General features: G+C 61.6%; 16 protein-coding genes and 1 pseudogene. 11 read left to right on the forward strand and 6 right to left on the reverse strand.

The genetic code is table 11. The features are described from left to right. Nucleotides 1–6: 6 nt before the first annotated feature. Both J8I82_RS26205 and J8I82_RS26210 read right to left on the reverse strand, forming a co-directional pair. Nucleotides 7–1,455 (reverse strand): site-specific integrase, encoded by a 1,449-nt coding sequence (locus J8I82_RS26205; protein WP_209761753.1) that lies wholly within the window; start codon nt 1,453–1,455, stop codon nt 7–9. A gap of 55 nt (nt 1,456–1,510) precedes the next feature. Further along, nucleotides 1,511–1,858 carry a hypothetical protein gene (locus J8I82_RS26210; protein ID WP_209761754.1) on the reverse strand — a complete coding sequence of 116 codons (348 nt, stop codon included), beginning with the start codon at nt 1,856–1,858 and terminating at the stop codon, nt 1,511–1,513. A 26-nt stretch (nt 1,859–1,884) separates the two neighbouring features. On the opposite strand from J8I82_RS26210, the gene J8I82_RS26215 reads away from it, so the two are divergent. The 10 genes and pseudogenes from J8I82_RS26215 (at nt 1,885) to J8I82_RS26260 (ending at nt 14,483) form a co-directional block, all read left to right on the forward strand. Further along, the gene (locus J8I82_RS26215) at nt 1,885–2,448 is read left to right on the forward strand and encodes a hypothetical protein (RefSeq protein ID WP_209761755.1); all 564 of its coding nucleotides are present in this window, start codon (nt 1,885–1,887) and stop codon (nt 2,446–2,448) included. Continuing rightward, nucleotides 2,441–3,508 carry a hypothetical protein gene (locus tag J8I82_RS26220; RefSeq protein ID WP_209761756.1) on the forward strand — a complete coding sequence of 356 codons (1,068 nt, stop codon included), beginning with the start codon at nt 2,441–2,443 and terminating at the stop codon, nt 3,506–3,508. The genes J8I82_RS26215 and J8I82_RS26220 overlap by 8 nt, the downstream gene beginning before the upstream one ends. Before the next feature lie 4 nt (nt 3,509–3,512). Continuing rightward, the gene (locus tag J8I82_RS26225; RefSeq protein ID WP_209761757.1) at nt 3,513–3,710 is read left to right on the forward strand and encodes a hypothetical protein; all 198 of its coding nucleotides are present in this window, start codon (nt 3,513–3,515) and stop codon (nt 3,708–3,710) included. A gap of 84 nt (nt 3,711–3,794) precedes the next feature. After that, complete coding sequence (locus J8I82_RS26230) at nt 3,795–4,310, forward strand: hypothetical protein (RefSeq protein WP_209761758.1); 516 nt, start codon at nt 3,795–3,797, stop codon at nt 4,308–4,310. Between the two features lie 270 nt (nt 4,311–4,580). Then, on the forward strand, nt 4,581–5,003 hold the full coding sequence (locus tag J8I82_RS26235; protein ID WP_209761759.1) for a VPA1267 family protein: 423 nt from the start codon (nt 4,581–4,583) through the stop codon (nt 5,001–5,003). Continuing rightward, the gene (locus tag J8I82_RS26240; RefSeq protein ID WP_209761760.1) at nt 5,000–7,204 is read left to right on the forward strand and encodes an AAA family ATPase; all 2,205 of its coding nucleotides are present in this window, start codon (nt 5,000–5,002) and stop codon (nt 7,202–7,204) included. The genes J8I82_RS26235 and J8I82_RS26240 overlap by 4 nt, the downstream gene beginning before the upstream one ends. Then, the gene (gene gmtY / locus J8I82_RS26245) at nt 7,204–8,577 is read left to right on the forward strand and encodes a gamma-mobile-trio recombinase GmtY (protein WP_209761761.1); all 1,374 of its coding nucleotides are present in this window, start codon (nt 7,204–7,206) and stop codon (nt 8,575–8,577) included. The genes J8I82_RS26240 and gmtY overlap by 1 nt, the downstream gene beginning before the upstream one ends. Before the next feature lie 34 nt (nt 8,578–8,611). Then, nucleotides 8,612–11,245: pseudogene (gene gmtZ / locus J8I82_RS26250) on the forward strand (gamma-mobile-trio integrase GmtZ). Next, nucleotides 11,242–11,904 (forward strand): gamma-mobile-trio protein GmtX, encoded by a 663-nt coding sequence (gene gmtX, locus J8I82_RS26255; protein ID WP_209761762.1) that lies wholly within the window; start codon nt 11,242–11,244, stop codon nt 11,902–11,904. Before gmtZ ends, gmtX begins: the two are co-directional and overlap by 4 nt. Nucleotides 11,905–12,626: 722 nt before the next feature. Continuing rightward, nucleotides 12,627–14,483 carry a site-specific integrase gene (locus tag J8I82_RS26260; protein WP_209761763.1) on the forward strand — a complete coding sequence of 619 codons (1,857 nt, stop codon included), beginning with the start codon at nt 12,627–12,629 and terminating at the stop codon, nt 14,481–14,483. 2,114 nt (nt 14,484–16,597) lie between these two features. Here the strand turns inward: J8I82_RS26260 and J8I82_RS26265 are convergent. Both J8I82_RS26265 and J8I82_RS26270 read right to left on the reverse strand, forming a co-directional pair. After that, a complete protein-coding gene (locus J8I82_RS26265; protein WP_209761764.1) occupies nt 16,598–17,587 on the reverse strand; it encodes a ParB/RepB/Spo0J family partition protein in 990 nt (329 codons plus the stop codon). Beyond that, entirely contained in the window at nt 17,588–18,784 is a 1,197-nt protein-coding gene (locus tag J8I82_RS26270) for a ParA family protein (RefSeq protein WP_209761765.1), read from the reverse strand. 1,174 nt (nt 18,785–19,958) lie between these two features. Between J8I82_RS26270 and J8I82_RS26275 the strand changes: the two genes are divergently transcribed. After that, entirely contained in the window at nt 19,959–21,326 is a 1,368-nt protein-coding gene (locus J8I82_RS26275) for a replication initiation protein (RefSeq protein ID WP_209761766.1), read from the forward strand. A gap of 16 nt (nt 21,327–21,342) precedes the next feature. Here the strand turns inward: J8I82_RS26275 and J8I82_RS26280 are convergent, their stop codons facing one another. Together J8I82_RS26280 and J8I82_RS26285 are read right to left on the reverse strand one after the other, a co-directional pair. Then, complete coding sequence (locus J8I82_RS26280) at nt 21,343–22,680, reverse strand: helix-turn-helix domain-containing protein (RefSeq protein WP_245180134.1); 1,338 nt, start codon at nt 22,678–22,680, stop codon at nt 21,343–21,345. A 371-nt stretch (nt 22,681–23,051) separates the two neighbouring features. After that, nucleotides 23,052–24,791, reverse strand: coding sequence for an ATP-dependent helicase (locus J8I82_RS26285; protein WP_209761767.1), 1,740 nt, complete (start codon nt 24,789–24,791; stop codon nt 23,052–23,054). Nucleotides 24,792–24,892 lie beyond the last annotated feature (101 nt).

The raw sequence follows: 24,892 nt of genomic DNA on the forward strand, positions 1-24,892 counted from the left end.
CGCGGCTCATATGGCCACCGCGGTGTCCAGGGTTCGCGTGACCAGCGTCGACAGGTGTGTGCCCCAGCTGTCCTGCACAGCGTCGAACAGCTTGCGGTTCTCGCGGTAGCTAAGGTAGCCCTCAGTGGTGGACAGTCGTGTGTGCCACATCAACTGCCGCAACTGATCGAGCGCTCGCGTGTACCTGGTCTCATTCGCGGTCATCGCGTCAACCATGTTCAGCCCGAAGGTTGCACGCAGGTCGTGGAAGCTGAACTCGTACCAAAGGTTGCCGAGCCGCGCGCGCATCATGGGCAATAGTTCATCCTTGATGAACTGCCGCACGGCTTGTCCAGTCTTGACGTGACGGCGCACTTGAGGGCTAGTGCTGACCGGGTCGCGCGATGCACGATCCTCGTAGAGCGCCGCACCGCGATGGCTCAGAAAGAGCGGCTGGTCGCGGTCATCGCCGCCGCCTGCCAGTTGGCGACGCTTGCGCGCACGATCGCTGTGCACGTAGATGTACAGCCGCTCGTAGAAACCGCGCGGCAGGTGCAATACGCCGTTGACACCGCCCTTCGTGTCGATGCCCGTACCCGGCCCACACGCGAGACGGATGTCGTCGCCGTGAAACTCGCCCGGCTTGCGCATTACGTGTTTCGCGCGAAGGGTCAATACCGTCTGGATGCGAGCGCCCGTCAACAGCGCGAACAGATGAATGAGCGTCATCTCGATGTTGCCGAGAGCGGCTAAGGATTCAAGCAGCACCGACTGCTCTGAAGAGGAGAGCGGGCGCAGGCGACCGCCGTCCCGAATGCGATCGTCCCACGGGTCTTCCGCGCGGCGACAGCGGATCGACAGGTCTGTGGTCTTGACCTCGATCACGCCGCTGAATCCCTTCTGGTCCTTGACCTCAATGAAACGATCAGATTCGACCCACGGCGCGTTCGCGGGCTTGAAGGCTGCTTCCGTTATGAGCCAGCGATAGAAGCGCACTACAGCACCCATACGACGCTTCGCGACACCCGCAGACAGTTCTCCCGCCTGCACGGCCAGCCTGAGCGATGCGCTATAGCGATAGGTCGGCCGTTGTCGCTTGTTCGCGGGGAACGTTAGCCAGTCGATACCCTCGTCATCCAGGTAACGACGGAACGCGACCAGATCGTCAGCGATGCTTGCAAACGTCAGCATATTGGGCAAGGACTTCGACTCCAGCATATCGACGAGCCAGACGTTCGCTTCAGCCCACGGCGCGCCGTCGGCAAGTCGGACAACGGGAAAGAGAGGGAAGGTGCTTGCAATCCACTGCGGTCGTGCGTCGCGCCGCTTGCGGGTGGCGGGGTCGGCGAGCGGGACCGTGTGATAGATGGTGCCACCCTCGGACGTTGTGATGCTAACCGGCGTCGCGCCGGGAGTGTCGGGGTCAACGACCTCGGTAAGCGGTAGTTGCCGGATGGTGGTTCTCCTTGCGATCATCGCCCAGATCCTCTTATGTGTTTGGGGGTGTCTGCTTTAACACAGCCTGCGAGTATCAGCAGATCGTTCTTGGCTTGCGCATATGCGGCGCGAGTGCGCGGCCGAGGATGTGCTGCGCGCCGTGCGTTGCGCACTCCTGCCGTGGACGCCGCGTGAATTGCAGTTCAGTGGCGACGCCTACGTGCCGGGGGCCGGCTTGCCCTCGTACCGCCTGCCGCAGCTCACTGGGGCGTGCTGGAATGAATTCAGCGTTGACGGTGCCCTCGCCAATACCTGCGCGCGCGTCGAAGGCGTGTTGCGCGACGTGGTGGGCGCGAAGATCGTCAAGCCGCAGGATCCGACGAGCTACAGCTGTCGACGCGGCAAGGATGACCGGCCATTTATCGAATCGTTCTTTGGACACCTGGCTGCCGGCGGCAGCGGGAATGGATGTGGCTGGTCGAGTTGCATAGCGTGCTGGAGAAACAACGCATCCGCCTGTGCGTGTTCTCGATCGCGTCGCTGCAGTTCTTCGACGAGCCGTTCGGCATGGCACTGGCCGGCGGCGCCCATGTCGCGGCGCGCTTCATGTTGGCGGCTGCGCCCTTTCACGGCGTGCGCAGCGTCGACGAACTCGCTTATGTAATGCGCGGCTACGACGAGGGCAGCGAATGGCCCTCTGGTTCAGGTTGTTCGTTCACGGCAGCCCTGGCACCGCGTCCGTGGGCCGGAGGATTTCGCATGGCGCAGCAGGCGGACGCGCTGATGCAGGCCATGCACGAAACCTTGCCGCCACGTTACGCGGGACCGATCGACTTCCCGATGAAGACCGTGGCACAAGCATGCCGCCATGTCTTGCTACGCATCGCCGGCGGCACCGACATCGAGATCGCGACCTCGGCCGAAGCCTGGCGGACCGCCGTTGAAAACTGCGGGCATAGCATGCTGATGGCCCTGGTGTCGGCGACCGCAGCCCTGCGGCACGCAGGTCGCGGGCAGACCCCGCATGCCTGACAGGCGTCTGACCTGGCATGTTGGCAGCGTGCTGCCCTATGCATCGCTCTGGCATACGGTATTGCGCGCGTGTGCGCTCAATGTGCTTCATCCACACGACTTGCCACCCCCTGGGGCGCGTCCACCCGCGACAGTGGCGTTGCTCGAGCGCGCCGGTGGCGTCGATGTCGCAGCGTTCGCACGCTTGCTCGGCGAGACGCCGGAGGTATTTCGGTGGTCCACGCTCGGTGCGCTGCCGTCTTGGCTGAGCGCGTCGCTGGTCGTGCCGCAGCCGCGCCTCTGCTTCGCCTGTCTCGCTGCCGGCTACCACACGGCGCTTTTCTCCGTCGCGTTGCTCGACGCGTGCCCGATCCACGGTACGCCGCTGGTTGAGCGCTGTCACTGCGGCGCACCGTTTCACGCGACGTTGCACTCCCTGGAAGACTACGCAGCGGCCGGCAGCTGCCGCTGTGGCCGGTTGCACTTTTTTACGCACGAAACCTGCCGTCGGCCTTCGCTGGCGCCGGAGGCAACCCATGCGCTCGATCCGGTCGCCGCCTGGCTGGACGCAATGGCGAGGCTGATCCGGTCGGCGCGGCTGGACGAAGCCTTGTGCCAACACGCTCCGGACGGCCTGGAGTGGGTAATCACCGCCGCGCAAGCGCTGGGCCTCGCCTATCCGGCGTGCTTGCGGCCGATCCGTTTGGTACCGCCCCCAATCAGCACGGCGTGGTACACGCCCCGCCCACGGCAAACGCCATCTCGAGATCATGCGCCGCCACCACCTGACAAACGCGAGCACGGGAAGCCTTCGTATTGGCCGTCGCTGCCGGCCACTACGGTGTATCGGGCCCTTGCCCGCCACGTGCGCCGACACCTGGCTCCCGACGGCGCGAGATGGGTGGCCCGGTTCATCGACTCGTGCGATCCGTTGGCGATCAGCGCGTGGATCGGCAGCAGTCCCTGCGCGCGGCAGGCATTCATCGACCTGCTGTGGGGACGTGCAGCCGAACCTGGCGTTGAACAACGGCGTTGGCCCGATCGTCAGCCGCCGGGCAGGGACCGCGGGTCAGCTTGCTGAACCCGTGCAAGCCGATTGTCAGGTGCGCGGCGCGGACCATGCCGATGCCGCGACGCGACACTGGCTTGCCTGCCATGCGGCGCGCGTGAGTCTGGGCGCGATCTGGTGCGATGCGCAAGCGCGCGCCACCGCGGCCGTATGCTCGGGCGTCGCCACCTGGGCAGACGCGGCGCCCAGCACATCGTGGCGTGACAGCGCCTGATTGGCGCGCCTCACGGCCAGCGGACTCGGCTTCGCGGCGGCGATCCCGGCAGAGTGGACAGCGGCCCCGCATGCTGACAAAGCAATGCGACAGGTGGCAGCGGCCGCGTGCCGACAGGCGCGCCGGGACACGATGTGGGTGGCCAGTCGTGGCGCGTGCCTGACCTGGTCGGAAGAGACCGGTTGGGAGGTGATCGACGCGATCGCACCCGCCGATTGCGATGTGCGACGTCGCCGCTTGCTGGGCCTGCAGGACGGGCATCCGTGGTGCTGGCTCTATCGCGCGGCCGATGCCCGCTATGTCGCACGCTGGGATCACGCACCGCTGCAGGCATGGGCGCCGACGCCGGCCGGGGCGATCGCGGGCCTGCGGCGCTGTGCGATGGACTATCAGCGGATCGCAAGGGTCGCGCTACCGTTTCCCAGTTCGGCGCACGCGGTGACGCCCGCACCGATTCCGCCGTGGCCGGCGGGGGGCTACCACGTCTTTGTGGCGATCGTCCGCCGCAGGAAGGGATTCTGGCAGGAGGCTCATGAGCTGACCGAGGTGGCCCGCTGCCACCAGCGGGCGCGCGCCCAGCCCGATTTTGCCGGGCGCTGAATTGCGCCTTCTCTTTCTGGCCGGCGCGACCCATCATATAGACACGCTCCGCGCCGGATTGCAGGGAAGTCGATGTGACGGCTCAGCTTACCCGGACGAGTGGTTACAACTTTAGTTGACGACATAGAAAGTTCCACCCAACCAGATTGCATAGTTTGGCCACTCCAGGCCTGAATCGCGTCTGACTCCCCTGCTAAAGGGGCATTTCCTTGCGTTCCAGCTTTGTAAAGCTATACCTGTTGCTTGCATCGCATGTAGCAGGAGCTGGACGTGAACGGTCAGGAACGGGCTGAAGAGAATTACAGGGCTTTCCTGAGCTGGGTCGGTACAAGAAGCAACAGCGACTTCCGCGAGCTCGCAGGCCAAGGGCGCCTGAACCGCGGTGAGATTTGCCGCGAGTGCAACTTCAGTCGCTCCGTGCTCACGCAAAACCCACGCGTCAAGGCAGCACTGCTGCAACTGGAGGAGCGGCTGCGCGCGACTGGCGTGCTGCCCCAAGCGGTAGCGCCGGGCACGGCCTTGCCGTTGCGGGCCAAGGGACAGCTGCAAGCGGCCAGCGATGCCGAACGGCTCAAGCGTCTCGAAGCCGAGAACTCCGCCATGCGGGTCGAGCTGGCTGATTTGCGGCAGCGCCTCAAGCGCTACGAAGCGCGCGAGGCCCTACTGGCCGAGACCGGGCGGTTGGCCCGATGACCACCGCCTTGACGCTGCGCGTGCAGCGCGTCCGCCACCGCTGCCAGGGCAGCGCAACTGCAACCGCGCTGGCAATCGACGCCAATGGGCGAGCCATACCGGACGCTCCGCGCTATGCCGTCATCTTCCCGGCGCGGAGCACGCCCGCTGAGGTGCAGCAAGGCCAGTGGTGGCGGGTGGTAGGCGACGCGAAGCCTGTGGAGTACGTGGTGGACGGCTTCCACGTGTTGGAGCACCGGCTCGTTGCGCAGGCTGCCGAGTTGCTTCGCCCCTCGGGCGAGCACATCGTGCAGCTGCTGGCCACCAGTCCGGCGTTCCCGGGCATCGGTGAGGTCAAGGCACGCCGGTTGTGGGAGGCGCTGGGGGAGCGGCTCTACCAGTGCCTGGAACAGGCAGATCAAGCCAGCGTGGCCGCCATAGTGGGCACTGAGCTGGCCGGCGTGCTGCTCACCGGCTGGCAGGCGTACGGCAACGCCAATGCGCTGCGGTGGTTCCAACGTGCGGGGTTGGAGCTGCGGCTGTCGCACAAGGTACTGGAGGTCTACGGGGCCGAAGCCCACGCCGCCATCGCGGCCGACCCCTACCGGCTGCTGGCCTTCGGCATGAGTTGGCCAGCCGCCGACGAGCTGGCCTGCGAACACTTCGGACTCGGCGTGAACGATCCCAGGCGCCTCACGGCAGCTGTGGAGGCGGTGCTCTACGGCGCGTTTGACGACGGCAACACCTGCTGCGACCGCGCGGATGTGGTCAGGGCTCTTGGGCGCCTGGTCGGCACCACCGCGGTGGCTGCGGCGCTGGATCTCGCCATCGAAAGCCGCGCGGTCCTCGTGCGCGGGGGGCGGCTGCATGCCCAGGGTCCCTACCTCATCGAACGCGGCGTGGCCACGGCCTTGAACAGGCGGCTGGATGTAGAGATGCCGCTGGCTTTGCCGTGCGAAGTGGCGGAGATGCTGGAGCGATTCGAGCACGAAGATGCGGCATTCACCGGTCGGGCGGACTTCGCCCTCAATGCCGCGCAGCGCGCTGCGGTGCATGCGGCGGCCACGCATTCCCTGACGCTCATCACCGGTGGCGCGGGCGTGGGCAAGACGACAGTGCTCAAGGCCGTCGGCAGGCTGCTGGACAGTTGCGGACGCACCAGCTACCTCATGGCCCTCTCAGGCCGGGCTGCCAAGCGCATGGCCGAGGCAACGCATCGGCCGGCTATGACGATTGCGGGGTTCCTGCGCAACGTCGCCCGGGAAGGCGTGCCGGACGACGCGGTGCTGGTTATTGACGAGGCCAGCATGCTTGACGTGCTGCTGGCGTACCGGCTGCTGGAGGCGATTCCGACTTCCTGCCGCCTCGTGCTCATCGGCGATCCGTTCCAGCTGCCACCTGTCGGGCCAGGTCTCACACTGCATGCACTCGTAGCAGTAACCCGGGTGCCCCGGGTGGAGCTCACCGGGGTGCGCCGCTTCGGCGGCGACATCGCCCAAGGGGCGCAAGCCGTGCGCGAGGGAGGCTGGCCCGCGATACCGGACGACCCGCAGGCGCCAATGGCCTTTGTGCCATGCGCGCAAGCCGACCTCGCCGCGACGGTGCTGCAACAGTACATGCAGGATCCGCAGCGCACCCAGATACTGACTTTCACGCGCGAGCGCGGGCCGGCTTCAGCCAAGGTCCTCAACGCCTTGTGTCAGGAAGCCCTGGGTGCCAATGCCCCGCCGCTGCTGGTGTGGAGTCAGGAGCGGCAACGAGTGGAGGACTCCGGGTTGCGCCTGGGCGACCCGGTGCTGTGCACGCGCAACCTATGGGACCTGGGCATCCAGAATGGCAGCTTGGGACGGCTTGAAGCCATCGAGGAGACGCCGCATCCGCTGGCCGACACCGAGGCTCGGCTTGCCAGCACTGTGCTGGCCTGGGTGCGGTGGGACGACGGCGAGCGCAGGCCGGTGACCGAGGAGGTGCTGGACGCGCTGGAGCTCGGCTACGCTGTGACAGTGCACAAGGCGCAAGGCAGCCAGTTCCCACGCGTCATCGTTCCGGTGTGGGCCGCGCGCAACCTCGACCGGACGATGCTCTACACCGCCATCACCCGCGCCACCACGCAGGTGCTATTGGTGGGCGACGCGCAGGCGGCACGCCGGGCTGCCGAGGCCGAGCCGTACGCCAGCCGGCGGCAGGTCGCCTTGGCAGGCCTATTGGAGGAGACGCCCTGATGTTCGTCACCGCCAAGGCGCAGGTGCATACCGACGCGACGAGCGCTTACACCGAACTGCCGGTGCTGCTGACGCCAGCCGGGGTGCTGGAGCCGCTGCTGGACTACTTCCTGGCCCGCAGCCACGACCGCAGCCTCGTGTGGATGGGTAAGGTCGCGCGTTCGGTGCGCATGTTCCTTGAATACCTGCACAGCAATCCAGCCGAGCGCGACAGCTACCGCCTGTTCCAGAACTTCGCCCAGCGCCTCTACACCGGCACCTTCGACCGCGATGGCCTGGACCCCAGCGGGCTGGCATGGTCGGCGCGCTCGGCAGTCGATGCCCAGCACATCATCACGCACCTCACCGACTTCTTCGAGTGGCTTGGCCAGATGCGCCCGGCAGCGGCGACCCTCAACCCGCGCTACGCGGGCGCAGCGTTCGACCGCCTGTGCGACGAGGCGGCCTACCAGTACCGCCGCGACCGCTCGTTCCTTGGACACATCTGGGCCGCCAACGCCACGCTGCATGCCCGTGGGCACCGCCTACGTCCACAGCGCACGCCCCAGGTGTTCCAGCGCGAGCCGCCCGCCTTCCCGGACGACCGCTTCATGGAATTGCTGACCAGGGGCTTCATGGTGGCGGGCCATCACGACTACCGTTGCATGCTGATCACGCTGTTGCTGCATGGAGCAGGCTTCAGAGAGTCAGAGCCGTTCCACCTCTACATCGGCGACGTATGTCCTGACCCGTCCAACCAGCAGCAAGCCCTCGTGCGGATCCACCACCCGAGCCAAGGCGCCGCGCCTGAGGACTGGCGTGATGCCCAGGGCCATCCGCGAAAGGGCAACCGTGCCGCCTACCTGGCAGAGAAGTTCGGCCTCGTGCCACGCACGCAAACGCTCGACAGCCGTGCCGCAGGCTGGAAAGGCGGCATGCACGACGGCCCGTACTACAAGCAGGCTCACTGGTTCGTGCCGCAGTACGGCGAACTGTTCCTGCAGTTATGGCACCGCTACCTCGAAGAGGTGGCTTGTCTGGAACGCGATCACCCCTTTGCGTTCATCAACCTGCGCCGCTCGCCGTTGGGTGAGATGTATTGCCTGGCTCAGTACAACAAGGCCCATGCCGCAGCCTGCAAGCGTATCGGCTTGCAGGTTGGCAAGGCCTTGGGCACTACGCCGCATGGACATCGGCACGCCTATGGCCGGCGCCTGATGAACGCGGGCATCGACAGGGCATTCATCCGCCGCTTCATGCACCATGCCTCGCCGGAAAGCCAAGAGGTCTACACGCAAGCCAATAGCCGGGAGATGCAGGCGGAACTGGCTGCCGCAGTGAATCGATTGCTGTCGGCTGTTGGCTCCACTGCAGAGATACAAGTGCCAGGGTGAGCAAAATCGACGTGCACCAGAAGGGAGATCACACATGAAACTGTCATCCACGCCGAAGATCGATGGCATCCCTGCGCCCGCGTCGCCGACAAGAAGGTACGGTGTCACGAAGGACAACGACACTACCCTTGGCTGGGTTGGCCGCGAATTCCCGCAACTGGAAGCGTGGCGCCTGCTGGCTGTGGAATGGCTCAGGGGTGAAACGCGAGGAGTAGACGTGCGTCTCTGGTCCCTGGTGGTCTTCCTGAAGCGATACATCGTCGGCCAGGGACTGCCGCTGAACCCGGCATTATTCCTTGCACGCGATACCGTGCTGCCCGACTTCTATACAACCGCTTGCCCGGACTCACGTCCAGGTGTGACGTACAACAATTACATTCACGCCTTCCTGACCTTCGTTCTGCAGCACAAGTTCAGCGAGCTGGATGTTCAAGGGAATGTCAGGGTATTGCCGGCATTCCACAACCCAGTCGCCAAACTGTCTGCCTCAAAGTTCGTCAGGCTTGACGAAAGCGTGCATTCGCCACTGCCCTACGGCTACGTTGATGAACTGCGCCAGATACTCGCGCAAGGCCCCACTTTCCGAGACTGGACCTGGGCACAGAGCGCGATGGGTGTTGAAGTCGGACAGGGCGGATATGCCGCGCCTGACTGGTTCAGCGTCAGCGAGGACCGGGTAGACCGAAGCGACCCGGATTGTGTATGGCGTGTGCGACAGCGGACCAAGCATGGTGGGGGACCTGTACTGGAAATATGGAGCCCCGTACGCTGGGTCGCCCTGTTGGTTAAGCTCATACTGCCGCTGCGGACTTTCCAGGTACGCATGCTTGACTCGGGCGAGGCCGACACTTAGCGCTACGACTCAGCCGCTGCCGGTCCATCTGGTGCTTGGCAGCTCAACACGCATCCGCGCAGCCGTCATCTCGTGCAGGGCAGCGAGCGCAAGCCCCTCCAGCAAGGTGTGTTCCGCCGCAACCAGCAGCCTGGCGATACAGGCAGGGGCGCGACCGTGCTCTATGTCAACACCAACAAGACAGCTGACATGACACGCTCGGGTGCTGAGAAGGGGTATGTGTTGCCTTGGCTTGCAGGCGGCCCGCTGCACCAGGACGTCTTCTATTGGTTGGAGAAGCTGCGCAACTGGCAGAGCAAGTACAACCCCATTCAGCGCCGCACGCCCTGGTCTGAACTGGATGGCCGTCATATACAGGCGAAGAGCGACGTGCAGCTTGCTGGCTACCCTGACGCCTGCTTCCTGTTCCGAACGCCAGAAGAGCGTGATGGAAATGCGCACTTGCCTATTACCACAGGGGCCGTGGAACGCGTCTGGTTCGCTTTGTTGGAGGTCCTTGAATGCCGCCTCGCTGCGCGGAACGAAACCCACGCCAATGGAGCGCCCATCAAGCTTCTACCTCCTTCCCCAGAACAGAACAGCGGGATGACCACCCTCTTCCCTCTGCACAGCTTGCGAGTCTCGCTCGTGACGGCACTCGCACTTGAAGGCCAAGTGCCGTTCCCGGTGTTGCAAAAGCTGGTCGGGCACAGCCGACTGCTGATGACGCTGTACTACACCAAGCCTGGCGCGAGCCATGTGCGTGACGTGCTGAACGACGCAGCGCGGCGTCTAGAGGCGCGTAAGGCGGCAACCATCCAGACCTTCTTGCTCGATACGGAGTATGAGCATCTCTTGGAGACGGCTGTCTGCAACAGTCCTTCTAGTCTTGCGGTGGCCATCCCGCCCCACCCGGCGAGCCGCAACGCCGCGGGTTGGATGCCCATGCACCACGGCTTATGCCTGGTTGGCGGCAACACCAGCGAGTTAGAGGGCAATGGGGCGGTGGGAGGCTGCTACAACGGTGGACCGCTGATCGGCCCTCCAAGTAAGAACAAGTTCAGCGCTGTGCCTGGTGGCAGTCGCAACTGCGTGCGCTGCCGTTGGTTTGTCACGGAGCCTCACCATCTGCCGGCGCTGGCCGCGCACTTCAACAACGTCGCCTACCACTTCGACGAGGCACGCAACGCGTGCCTCAAACACGAGCGCGCGCGACACGAGCTCAGACGCCAGAAGGCCGCGAGCGAGGCCGCTGGCAGACCCTTCACCGAGCAAGCGGCCCTGCGTCAGGCCGAACGGATATGGGAAGCCGACATGAAGCGCTTCAGCGATCTGGCCGAAGACTTGGTGGCCTGCTGGCGACTCATCGAGCGCTGCAAGAACTTGTTGGACGACTCGCAGGGCGGTGGAGCGCAACTCGTGCCCGTGGGCACCGTGGTCGACGTGCAGGTGGCCTTCGAGGAAACCGAGTCCGAACTGCTGCAACTCGCAGGGGTGTGCCAGGACACCGAACTGTATCCGGACCTCTACCCGGGCAAGGCTGTCATCCGGCGCAGCCAGCTTCTTGATACTGTCCTCTGCCGCGACGGCCTGCCGCCGCTGTTCATGCACCTGGCCGAAGAGGAGCAACTGCGGGTGGGCAACGCCTTCATGCACCGGCTTGCTCGGCAGATGGGGCCCGACAACCCGTCGCTCGGTATGCGACAGGTCGTCGAGTTGATGGACGCCGGCCAGCGCTTGAGCGACTACCTGGGCATCGACCTCGACGGTCTGCTACCGGCGCAAGCCCAGTCGCCGCGACCTCTGACCATCGCGCGCCTCGGAGGGCAGCCATGATGACGACGACCGCCATTCATCCTGATGCGGTGCTGGAGTCGCTGCTGGCCAAGGGCGGGCGCTCGCAGCGGCAGCGCAACCTGAAGGCGGTGCACGGGATATGCCACCGGCAACACCAGGTCGGCGTGCGCGACTTCTCGACAGCAGGGATCGGCAAGCTGTGCGAAGCCGCGGGCGTGCTCAAGGGCCGTGCCCTCTACAACGCCCAGTCCGCAGACTACAGGACGCTCATCGAAGCCTGGGCCGCTTACGCAGGACCGGCGATGCCCCAGGCGACCCAAGCGCCGGCGAGCCACGCGTACCTGCTGCGCATCGAGGATCCGGCCATCCGCTCCCTCATGCAGGCCATCATCGTCGAGCGCGACAAGCTCAAGGCGCAGATCAACACCCTGAAGGCCAACACCAAGGTGATCATCGACCGACGTCCGCTGGGCGCCCAGGTGGTTGCCGCCCAGGGCTGCGCCACGCCGCTGACTGTGACCGCGGCGTCCCAGTTGACCGACTCCGAACGCCAGGCCCTGCGCCGGGCCGTCGCCCCGGAGTTCCTGCGCGACCAGGGCTGGCGGGAACTGGAGCACGGGGAAATCGTCAACGACAAGGGACGCACCGTCTTTGACCCGGGCTATGCCACGGCCATCCGCAAGGTCCTCGGGAGCTGACGCAACGTCGGCCCCGCCGGCCTCCACGGGCGGCACAGCGAGAGGACCCTTCGCCAGTCTTCCCTGCTGGCAGACGTCGGCGTACCGGACCGTTGCAGAGGAGCATGTGTCGCTTGCCCAGCGCGCAGCGCTGGGTCGCGCCGTCGGCCGGCGCGACGACATGCGACGAACCCTGGCATTGGCTAAAAGGCGCCTGACTTGCCGCAGGCGCCCGTTGAACTATGCTGTGGGATGTATGTATGCATCGCTGGCCCGGCCCAGCCAAGTGATTGTCCCCCAAGGAGATTCAGTCACTCACTCACGAACGATGCATGCTTAGGATATAGGTCAGTAGACACAACTTTAGTTGTGTGAGCGAATGTGATTTAAACGACCCTTTTTTAGCAGCTTAGCGTCTTGTGTGATAATCCCCATTATCAGGCTTGAATTTTTACGGAATTTGCCGGGTTTTGGAAGCTGCACTTGGGGAAATTGGGCCTGGCGGAGGTGCCGGAACCGGCGCCGGGAGGCCGGCAGAGGCGGCGCGGACACCGCTTGAAACCGCCAGAGCCCGGCGGACCCCTACAGTGTAGCCGAAAATGGGGTCGCTGCCCGCTGCCCGCGATGCCACCAGCACGCCGCCCCCTGCCTGAGCGCTTCATCCAGCGCGTGCGCCGCGCTCGGGCCCATGCATGGATTATTATCAGGTAAGATGAGGGTCGCTGCCGACCCCCTTTCCTGCCATGGCCCAACATAACCTCGTCGCCGCCGACACCCCGCGTTATACCCGCGCCGACTTCACGGCGCTGCGCTTCCGGCTCAACCGCATCCCGACCGACCAGATCCTGGCGCGCGTCTATGACGAGGACGCGCTGCATGCCGCCGGCATCGACACCGCGGCGCAGCTGGAAGCGCGGCTCGACGCCATGCGCGACCACCTGGTCGAGCGCGTCTGCCTGAGCAACCCCTACCTGTCGGCGAGCCTGGCGGACGCGCGCCGCTTCAATCGCTGGCCGAAGAGTGCGATCGACTACCTGGTGCGCGCCGCCGACCAGGATTTCTCCGCGCCGCAGCCCGACGACCCGGTATCCGCGTGGCTGCGTCCAATCGTGTTCCGGGCGCTGCGCCAGGAGCACATCCAGACGCTCAGGCAGCTGCAAGGCTACATCGCGCTACGCGGTCGGCGCTGGTATCTGCCGGTGCCCCGGCTGGGGGCCGGCAAGGCGCGCGCCATCGAGCGCTGGCTGCAGTCCCAGGCGGCGACGCTCGGCCCGCTCGTGGTCGTCGACGACACGCCCCAGACGGCGCTGGTCGAGCTGGGCCCTGCGCTCGCGCGCAAGCTGGTGCCACTGGAGCAGGTCGGACGGATCGTGCCCGCACTCGACGGCAGCGCGGGCCGCAACCGGGCGCCGGGCTACTGCCTGATCGCGGCCCGCCATGACCTGGAGGCCATCCAGGCCTACCTGTCCCGCTTCCGTGACCGGGACAAGACCGCACGCGCCTACCAGAAGGAACTGGAGCGCTTCCTGCTCTGGTGCGTGGGCCAGCGCGGCACCGCGCTGTCCGCCATCGGCCCGGAAGAGTGCGAGCACTACAAGGCGTTTCTGGCGCAGCCGGATCCGTCCTGGATCGGCCCCAAGGCGCCCCGCACCTCGGCCCGCTGGCGTCCCTTCGCCGGCGCCCTCAAGCCGGAATCCCAGCGCTACGCGGTGCTGGTGCTGCGGGGTTTCTTTGCCTGGCTGGTGAGCATGCGCTACCTGGGCGGCAACCCGTGGCTGCTGGTGCAGGATCCGCTGACCACGCGCCGGGAGGTGCCGATCGCGGTCGAAAAGGCCTTGCCGGCTCCGCTGTGGAGAGCACTGGTGCAGCCCGATGGCATCCTGGACCAGCTCTGCGCGCAATGGCCCGCGGTGCCGGTGGCGGCGCCGCTGACCGCGAAGGCTGTCGACGCACCCGGCGCCCAGTACCGCCTGGCGCGCGCGGCCGTGCTGCTGCTGGGATGCAGTGGAGCGCGCCGCGAAGAGGCGGCGGGCGCGCAGCGCTGCCACCTCCAGCCGGTGCCGGAGCAGGCCGGCATTCCCGCTGGCCTGTGGGAACTGGCGCTGCTCGGCAAGCGCCAGCAGTGGCGCACGGTATTCCTCCCGGCGCGCGCCATCGATGCCTTGCGCGCGCACTGGGCCGACCGCGGCCACGATTTCGAGAATCCGGACCAGGAACTGGCCCTGCTCTCGCCGGTGGTGATACCGTCCACGCGCACGGCCCAGGCGAAGCACCTCAGCGAGGAGCACGGCGCGCCCGTGCTGCGCGGCAAGGGCTTTTCACCGGATGGGCTGTACCAGCTGCTGACGACGACGTTGGTGCGCGTCGCCGACGACGCCACGCTGCCACTGTCCGAGGCAGAGCGGAACCAGCTGCGCCACGTCGCGCCCCATGCGCTGCGGCATACGTTTGCAACGCATGCAGTGGCCAACGAGATGCCTGCGGACGTCCTGCAACGGCTGATGGGGCACGCCTCGCTGCAAACAACCGCTCACTACGTCCGCGCGGAGCGCGCACGTGGCCTCGCCGCGGTGGCGAAGCTTTATCCCGGCCTCAGCTAGGAAGCGCCCTGGCCACCTTAGCTCGCGGCAAATTGCAATCGAGCGGCTCCGCAGCTCGAGATTTCACCAATTTTCCGATGTGAGGGAACCAAGACACGTTGATGCCCGAAGCATCAGTGGTAGTGGAGCTGGGCACTCTTACGCGCGTACCGGCTGGAAACTTTGTGCCGATAGCACTCTGTCCCCTACCTCAGGAACGAAGCTGCAATTCCGAATTCTCCAAAGCGCCTTCCCGCGCTCTCGTGCATTAGCCGTGGAAGGTCATGCGGTAGGCGAGGTGGACAAAGCCACCAAAATTGGCCAAACGTCAGGCTGGACCAAGATAAAGTCACCAAGATTGTAAGAGCGTCAGTTTTTGTCTTCGCGTGCCGTAAAAGGGACCTCTCGGCCTGCCGTCACGGCCTTTCCCATTATGGTTAGGCTTGTCGGCCTCTCATAAGGTCACAAGTATTGTCCGGCTGAGGTCCTTCGAGACACGCAAGGTCACCATCAATTGTCCGTTTTGCGACAGAGGCCCTCTCCCAGACAAGTCAGCGCTGGGCCTACGAAGGGGTTGCAACTGAGATTCGTACAAACTTTGTGACCTTGCCTCGCGGCCTCGTGTAGCCGGTTCTCACAAGGTAAATTTCCAATGAGATGTTAGGAAACAGGGGCACTCATCCCTGAAGAGTACCTGATGCAACTCATTAGTGATGTGATCACGGAACCCGAAGCCCGTTCTCTTCACTCCTGGCCTCACGGGTGTCACGTTTTCATCTTCATCGATATCTACGGTCGATCGGTCTCGCCGAGACGGCAGTAGCCGTTGCTCACTTGCGCGATGACTACAAGAGATTCTGGTCGTTGTGACACACTCGGCCAAGTCAAAGTGCGTAGTCCGCTGCGCTGTCCTCCATATTTTGAAGCGAGTTGTACTGGCGGCTTAACTAAATTCACATTACTTCGGGTGTCCTGACCGTCAGCGCTCCGCAAAGCGGTTGTCGTTGCGCAGCCGTGCCAGCCACAGGCTAGACTCCTGCTGCTCTCGCCTACGATCCCGCCGGGACTTTCTTCAATACGCAGCTGCGATTCGAGCAGATCAAGGAGCACCGGCACGAGGGGCATTTTCTGGGGTGACGCTGCCTCCTTCGTGTTCCGACTCGGAACATGAAGGAGGCAGCCGACCAACGAAGAAGCGCTATTCATCTCAGCTGAGGTGTCGCATGGCAACGAGAATCGGAACGTCCTCGATCCGTGCGTTCTCGTAATGCCTCATGCAAGGCATGGGCCCTCGGAATTGGCAATCCACATCGCCTCGTTCACGTCCGGTATGTCTCGGGCACTCCGGACTTGCAGGTCAAACATCGACTGGCAAGTTGGCCTCACAATTTGCCGCAGGCTCGTACTCCCATACGGCGTATCTGACCGCCGGTCGTACCCGTATGGGTGCCCCGACCGGACTGAATGTTCATGCGGACCCATCGGCCGGGGCGCTAGCGCATGGAGAGTAGCAATGGCAAAGCTAACAAGTCGCCCAACAGGTTGGTTGCTCACTGCCCATTTGCGGCAGACTCTTGCCACGATCAACGTCATCAGCAGCATCGCAGCCTTGGCGCACTCCCGGTATCGCCATCCCAGATGCAATCGCAAGGCATGGACGTTCACGATGACGTTGTGTTCCGAGTCGGAACACGATTGCCTGACCGACCGGCGCGACTCATGGCACCAATAGCGCCGACACACATCCGCTCCTAATCGAGGACCGGCCACGGCGGAATTCAGAGCCCGTCTGTGTAAGAACGGGGCTCGTGTTCCGACTCGGAACACAAAAAAACCTCGGCGTGAGGGGTCCGACTGGTTTTGCGAGCGGCAGGGCTAACGTTGGGCAACGTCCTCACATTGATTACCGCACGTATCCGACGTTCACGATGACGTTGTGTTCCGAATCGGAACACAATTGCCCGACCGACCGGCGCGACTCATGGGTCAATTGCGCCGACACATATCCGCTCCTAATCGAGGACCGGCCACGAGGAATTCAGAAGAGCGTCTTGTAAGAACGGGACTCGTGTTCCGACTCGGAACACAAAAAAACCCCTCGGCATGAGGGGTTCGACTGGTCAGGAGCGGCGGGGCTAACGTTGCGGCCCGCCGTCAAAAAGTTCGTTGATCACCGTCCGTATCCGCTCCTCTTGAGCCGCTGTCAGGACTGCACTCTTGAGCTTTACAGTAAAGCTCAGAGAATCCTTTGTGATGCTGCCGGCTTGAGTTTTACCCGCATAGACCTTACGAATGTCGCGCTGCGAAGTTACAGGCGTCGCTTCACGCCGGATTAGCGACGCGTCCAGCAGCTTGGCAAACTTCGACTGCTCAAGGCTGCCGTCTACAAGTTGCTTCCATACCTCGCGAGCCACAGTCACAGCTGGCTCGCCATGCTTCTTCAGCACGGCGTAAGTGTCACTTGCTGCAGTCCCACTGAAAAGCGATGGATTCCTCTCCAGATCTACACGCATGAACTCGGGTAGATTGTCGAAGGCAAAATATCGATAGAGTGTGCTTCGGCTCATCCCCATCGATTCGGCCATCCGCTTCCTGTCGGGAAATTCCTTCTCCACGCGACGCATCGCCTTGCCAATCTCGTAGTCGGTAAGGTCTTCACGGCTGACGTTCTCCGCCAAAGCTAGCACGGCCATATCTGCATCAGACGCATCCGAAACGAGCGCCTTGATTTCCGGCAGACCCAACACCTGGTGAGCGCGCCAACGGCGTTCCCCGGCAATAAGCTCGTAGTACGCCTCTCCGTTGTCCGGTGTAACTCGTCGAACCAGAATGGGCTGCATTAGGCCCAGTTCCTTAATGCTCTCGGCAAGCTCAGTGAGACTGCTCTCGTCAAACCTTATCCGCGGCTGCCAGGGATTCGGCCGAATCTTCTCAACAGGAACCGTGCTTGCAGCCCCTTGGGACTCCAGTTCCTGAATCCGAAGCTGCGCCGCACTCAAGGCCGCCATCATTCCTGGCGCAGTCTTCGGACGGTCTGCAATTTGGGGGGCGGCGACTTCCACTTTGATTTCATTAGCAGGAGTCAAATTTGCGGTTTGCTCCAGCATGCGCTTGCGCATATTCATTTACGCGTCCTCCCACTTTCCGGAGTAAAACTCATCGACCCAGCGGCAATATTCGTCGAATGGAATCCGCACACGCTGGAATGTCTTGTTGCTGCCCTCGAACTTACTAATGTCGAACACCGTCGCAAGTGCGAGCGCCCCGTTACTCATCACGGAGCTCGCCGGCACTTCAATCGGGCTCATCCAATCACCGTAGGCTCGTTGGACCCAGGAGCGAACAATCGGAGCCGAAGACGCCACGCCATAGTCAACCTTCGAAAGCAAAATGCTCACGAAGTCGTAGGTCTTGTTTCCTTCGATGTTCTTGAAGCTGTCCGCCATATCGGAGAACAGACTCCAGAAACTCACCGAGCTAATAAAGTCGAGACTCTCCGGCACCAAAGGCATCACCATGGCGTCCGCTGCCATCAGGCCGTTAATGGTTAGGTAGGATAGCGACGGCGCCGAATCCAGCACGATATAGTCGTATTTCTTTCGGAGCGGCTCCAGGCCCTTACGTAACAGGGTCCAGAAGCGATAATTCGCCGACTTGCTTGCCATTGCCGGGATATGAAACTCCGCGGAGAACAAAGATGGATGCGCAGGGATGACATCAACCCCGTCCCAATAGGTCTCCTGAATGACACTCTCGAGGGTAAAGTCGTCAGGGCTGTAGATGTACGGCAGAACGGTGCTTTCCTCGACAATCATCTTTTCGGCATACAGGCCGCACAATTCGGTCAGGGATGCTTGCGGGTCTAGGTCAACCAGTAGTACCTTGCGACCGCGCAAACTCAGCCCCTGCGCCAGGCACATACTCGAAGTCGTCTTGCAGCTACCACCCTTGAAGTTGGCAGAAATAAGAACGCGACCGTCCGCTTCGCCGTTTCTTAGCAGCGGGGACGGCCTCACCTGCGAAGCTTGTTGAACCCACTTCCGGGTCTCGGCAAGCGAAAATTGGCGTACGCGCCCATGAAGCTCACCCGCCGGAAGTGTGCTTCCGTCTTTCGTTGCCAGATAATGAAGCCGAGCGCGGTCGATGCCGCACATCTCGGCGACCTGGGTGGAGGTGAACGTGGGCGGACTTTTCCGAGGCCGAGGTGCCAGGATATGTTCGCGAAGTTCCTCAGTTAGTTTTTGAAGCTTCTTCGAAAAGTCACTCATTGAACCAATCGTGACAGTCCGGTCAATCTCGGTTAATTCGCTCTTCACCACCATATTCAACGTTCCATGTGAAATTCAGGATGAAACGTAGAATACGCGACCAACGCGAAAACTTCACGTACTTGTACGCACTTTTGCCAAAAAAGTGACGTCTCTACTGGCTATATGTGCGAGGTTCGCCGAATCGAGTGAAGTAAACCAAAGCGTAATCCGCTCATGGGAAAGGATGGATCTTCCAAAAAGCCAGGCGCTGCGCCTGAGTAGGCAAGGTCACCGCCAATTGTACGAATTCGCCATTCGATGGTTCTTTAGATTCTGAAGGTCCTACCCGGTCGCTTCTGCCGCACACCCAAAGTCACCAAAATTGTCCGAATCGTAGTCCGGCAAAGGCCAAACGCAATTTCATTGACTGCTCTCACTTTGAGACAAGCGGCGACCGGGCACTCCAACTCCCTTCCGGAGCGTGGTTCGTACAATTTTGGTGACTTTGCCTAGCAGCGAGAGGGCCTGTTCGTACAAATCTGGTGACCTTAGCGCTTACTCCGCTATCCGGACAGGCGCTTCTGAACCGTTCATACCGGCAATGACTGGGCAGTTCGAGTGGATACCGCTCAACTGCGAACAATTTTTGTGACCTTGCTCCCCAACAATGGGGGAACGGCCCCTGGAGCGCAAAAATACAAATCCAGTGACCATGGGTCGCCCAAACTGCCCGCAACTCCTTGTCTCGCAAGGCTTCCGCGGCATTCCAACAATTTTTGTGACCTTGATGACAATTCCGGTTACCTTGCATGGACCCAGACTCCATGCCCCAGGTAACCGGGGGCCAAATCCGGTTACCTTGCGGCCACATCTAGTGACCTTACCAGACAAAATCGGCGACCTTTGGGCCCCAAAAGGTGACTTTTCCACTCTAAGTCACTGATTTAATTAAGAGGCCCGCGCTTCTTGTAAGTGATGTTCTGTTTCTAAAAACAAAAAACCAACCTACCCAACCATGAGGACATGGTTCCGGTCGGCGCAGGGATCCTCTACAGCCGAGCCCCGTATAAGGTCACCAGAATTGTCCGACTGCACGCGTCCATCCGTTTCCTTGGCCAAGCATCAGCGAGATCCGTACAGTAGCTATTGCACCATGCCACTAGGCGTTAGGGAGGCAAAGTCACAAGAAATGTTTTGACATTTCGACCTTTCCCCTGCAACCTCCTGCCCGAAGGAGGGAAGTGGTATGGAAAGCGCATCGCAACAGTTAGCCTTGGCACTATTCGAGGACTTCGCCCCTCGAGGCCAAAGCGTCACGGAAGCGCCAAAAGATTTGGGCTTCCGCCGCAGCAATGCCTTCGTCAAAATCATCGACCTAAGTCTGGCAGGCCGTCGCCTCATCGATGTTGCTTACTTCCTTGTGGCTGAAGACCAAGAAGTCCGGCGCGAATACCGGGTTGACGTCGGATTGTTCAAGTGGCTCCTAGCCACAACGAGCAACAACCGACGCCACCTCAGCAAGCTCGTTCGCGAAGCCCAGAAAGCCGCTATCGAGCTTAACGAGATCGATGTCGAAGACCCTTCCAAAGATCGATGGGGTGCAGTGCCCCTAATGGGCTCAGCATTCATCGAAAAAGGGGAGTTTATCTTTGAGCTTCCCGAACGGCTACAGCGCGCTATCAAGAACCCGAAATCCTCCCACTTTCTGAGCTTACGCTACGTATTCAAGTCGGTGCACTCTAAGGTTCTGTACGACCGACTACAACAATTTATGGTTGAGGGAATCACGCCTTGGTTCGAAGTTCAAGCCCTGCGTGCTTGGCTAGAGTGCGAGAAGAAAACCTACGACCTCTTCAAACACTTCCGAAGTAAAGTCCTTGAGGTAGCCATCTCTGAAATTCGCGAAGTGACCGGACTCCACATTGAGATGCTTACGCTTAACGTGCCCGGCTCAAAGAAAATCGGCCAAATTCGATTTCGATTGAACGCTACCGAACAGCCCAACGAGCAAAAAACCGCGTTCATCGTGCTTCGAAATGTCTACGAGACACTGCGCAAAGAGTTCGCACTCAACCAGTCCGAGTTCAACGAAATCATTACGAACCGCGACGTGTACAACGACGAGCGAATCCACCAGGCCATGGAGTACACCCGCCACAACGTGAAAGTTGGCAAGGTGAAGGTACGAGCAGGTGGTTATTTCATGAAGGCCCTTCGCGAGGGCTACCTGCTCGGTGAACTCGACAAGCAGATCCATTATCAGTCTGCCATTGCAGAGTCAACTCGTAAGGCTGCTGACCAGGAGATGGCCGAACGTGAAGCCCGCGTGAAGGCCGCCGGCGCCGAGCGCGACCAACGAGAAGCTGATTTGGGCTGGGAAGCCTACAATAAGCTCTCCCCTGAGCAGCAATCGGACATGATTGCAGAGTTTTGTCAGTCTCAGGCGGCCAAGCTTCTTGCACGAAGGCTTAAGGTTGAGTCCTTGAACGTGCACGAGCATATCAATGAGCCGAATGTTCGGAGCACATTTGGAGGCTTTGTGGCCAGTCGCGTGCACAAGGCAGCGAAGGCCGCAAAGCGAGTAGGCGCTGCAGCCTCAGCAAGTCTGATCTGAGCATGAGCAGGCCCTCTCACGGCAACCGAATACGTCCAGAATCCAACCTCGCGCGCACCAAAACCCGTAGTTGTTCGATTGCCATTTGTGCAGTGCCCGACGACCGTCGCGTTTGAGTTTGCGGTGCTGATAAGGGGACAGCAGCGGCGATGGTCATCGCCGGCAACTCTTCAATGCAGGCCTCGCCCAGTGCGCAGCGCATCAGATTGGTCGCGTCACACGGCAGGCGCGGCGCCACTACTGCCGATCGCTCTCTCGCTTGCGCCGGCTGGATTACGGCAGCGGCCAGTCCGCTCGCTACTCTGTTCATCTCGACAAGCCAGGCACGGGCCTGCTCATGCGCGAGAGAGCTTCGCCGGCCATTAGCGTCGGTGATCACGATGGATGCTGAATCGACTTCGTAGGTCGTTCCGTCCGACGCTGAAACCCGTTTGCCTCGGTACCTATCGACAAGGGTAGCAATTTGCTGCTGCTCTTGCGTGGCCCGGACCTTCGCTGCCAGCACTTCGTCTTCACGAACTTTCCGCGTTCGGACTACATGTCCGTAGTCGACCGGCTTGTCGAGCAGCGACTTAAGATATGCGAACAGTTCCCGCCCTCGAAGCGGCATGAGCGCATTGCCAGCCGCAGAGACGACGTCTGACAATCGATGGCCCGCCGTTCGCGCAAGTCGCATTAGCAGGAACAACGCGGAAATCTTCAGCGCTTGGTCCCGTACGAGGGGCGCCAGATCCATAGGCACCGCACGGCCATCAATCTGCAAGAAACGTCCTGCCCCGGGATGTTTCTTCGTAGAAGACTGTATGGTGTTGTTTACGTCACTCACCGATGCGAGGCTTGGAGATCCCTTGGACTCATCAGAGCGGGCCGGATTGTCGAAAGTAAGTTGCAGCTGTGGATTCGCGATCCCAATGCAACGGAGCAACTTTGCGGAGAACCCGATTCGTCCAACTACCTCGAGCCGCGCACTGGTCCTCCGCTGTTGTTCACGCTCGATCAACCCAGCGTCTTCTAGCGCGCCAAGCGCTCGATAGACAGTGGCCTCACTAATGCCGAGGTGTCGCGCAATGGTCTTCTTCTTTATGAAGGCAAGTGCAGAGGGATTCTGCCGGTTCAAAGAGAAGCGGACCAGTGTGGCCAGAACCTGACGGTTCGTGATGTGCAAAGCCCGAAGTCCATCCGCCTCGTAGATCAGCGCGATTGCTCTAAGAATACGCTCAGGCAGGCGGCTGGCATCGAGCCTGGCTGCATTGGCTTGCCGACTTTCGGTGGGGACAGGGTTGGAAGCATGCGACGTACCGCCGCACATTGATGTTCTTAGGGCAATAGGCAGCCCGTCGAAGCCACATTTCATGGTCGATAAACGCTATCTTGGAGAGGAAGCATTGACAGCGTAGGCGCGGGCTCCGTACACTCGATCTGTCTTGTAAGGTCGAGTCAAAGGGTTTCGAAGCTTGTCACCTCTTTGTCTATGCCGATGAAAAACCTGGAGTTGCCGCTCCAGGTTTTTTTTCGTTGGTTGAAATCGCTACTGGCTCATCCACCTTTTCCTTGGAAATCTGCGTGGCCGAGTCGTGCTTGTACGCGGCGGACAAGTAGAAGATTGGCGCTCAGGTCGATTTAGGGATTACTTTTGAGTAAGCACGACAATGTCATCCCTTCTTGCACTTGCTCCCGTTTGCAGGCAGCAAAAATACCGGATCCTGCGCTGCTTCTCTTGCGTCGTCATGTAGTGGTCGACGCATCAAGGCCTGCCTCTAAGACAAAGCGAGAGGTGGGATTCTTCTTGGCCATCGATAGCCGTAGATCCTCACGTGCTCTCGTCACTGCTACGTAGAACAGGCGACGCTCTTCCGATTCGGTGCTTTTCTCATCGGGCACCACGGTTTCCTCGGCCCGGATGATCCATACCCGATCCCACTCCAACCCCTTGGAGCTGTGCATGGTCGTCAGGATCAACGCATCCGGCGCCGGTTCGTTGTTGCTGCGGCGCAGGAACTCCAGCCTGTCGGAAAATGGACCATTGAGTCGGGACAGTACGTCGAACGTCGTGGTCATGGCACGACGGGCAGGATCCGAGTCGGTCTGGCGCATCATCCACTCGTACACTCCTTCCAGCACCAACGAATAAAACTGCCTGTCGCAGAGGGATCGCCATTCGACAAGCCGTTTCATAAGTTCCCGATAGCGATCTGCCGATGCCTCGGAAAGGCCCAGTTCCAAGAGCTCTTTTCTTTGGCGCTGTTCGGTATTCGCGTGGCCCTTACTGTGCAGGAGCCGTAGTTCTTGGGTATCAATCCCGACAAAGGACAGCAGCGCGTCCACTCCGGTACTCTTCGTCTTCTGGATCAGTTCCAGAAGATTACACATCAGGGCAGCTTCCGGCCGGTTCAGAATCGACTTGCCGGACGCCCGAAAATACTTGACGCCATGCGATCGGCATATCGCCTCGACGGGGTCGAGAATGCGGTTGGTCCGGGCAAGGACTGCCGCCGATTTGCCATTCCTTACCGCCGCCCTCAGATGCTCCATCGCTGCGACAGCCTCGGCATACTCGTCAGCGAACCGCTGGAACTGAACCTTCCCCCCGGGGCCCTTGTACGCAACCAGTTCCTTTGGGATCCTGTCGCGGTTATTCCGGATGATTCGGTCCGCCGCCCCAAGAATCTCTGCGTGGCAGCGATAGTTGTTGCCCAACACCACTGACTGCGCGTCAAACTGACGAATGAAGGATTCCATTCCGCGGAAGCCCAACGCTGATCGGAAGCCATAGATGCTCTGATCATCATCGCCAACAACGGTCACAATCGATCCGGCCTGAGCATGCGAGGCAATCCACTGATACTGGAGAGGGTCAGTGTCCTGAAATTCGTCGACCAAAAGATACCTGAACGGATACGGCTCGATGGTGCCGTTTTGCATGCCTTCCACGGCCAGCCGAAGCATGTCCTGAAAATCAATCTTGCCGTTTCGCTCCAGTGAGTCTTGGTAGCCACGGTAAAGCACTTCTTCGGCGCTGCCGCTTTGCACTTGGCCGAAGTTGGTCTTGATCGCTTCAACCGCCGCGATGGCGTCCTCCACCTTCCAGTCCAACCCGAGGTCAGAGAGAACCTGGATCAGAAGCCCGGTACGATCGCCATCGGTGGCGATGTCTGGCGCGCTGCCGCCGTCGCGCCGTCCAAGCTGCTTATAGGCGAGAGAATGGAACGTACCAGCAAGCAGTCGCCTCTTCGTCGCTGCTCCGGCAAGCTCGAGTATCCGCTCGCGAAGCTCGACCGCGGCGTCCTTACTGAACGTCACTGCGCCCACAGTCACATGCGGATCCGCGAGCAGGACTGCGGTCTTGGCAGCGATCGTCGCCGTCTTTCCAGCTCCAGGTACCGCCACGGCGAGGCAGTGCTGACGCAGGTCCACGACTTCGCGTTGGGCGGGATTAAGGACTGCTAGTACCTTTTTGAGCGACATTGGAATCCCGTTGTGGTGCTGGTGATAGCACGTGTGAGCAAGTGCCCCGAAGTACGACTACGAGACAGATACGAGGCAGTTGGGCGCCGATGTAGGTGGGA

It is taken from the genome of Cupriavidus consociatus (assembly GCF_017814975.1).
In the GTDB taxonomy this organism is placed as follows: domain Bacteria; phylum Pseudomonadota; class Gammaproteobacteria; order Burkholderiales; family Burkholderiaceae; genus Cupriavidus; species Cupriavidus consociatus.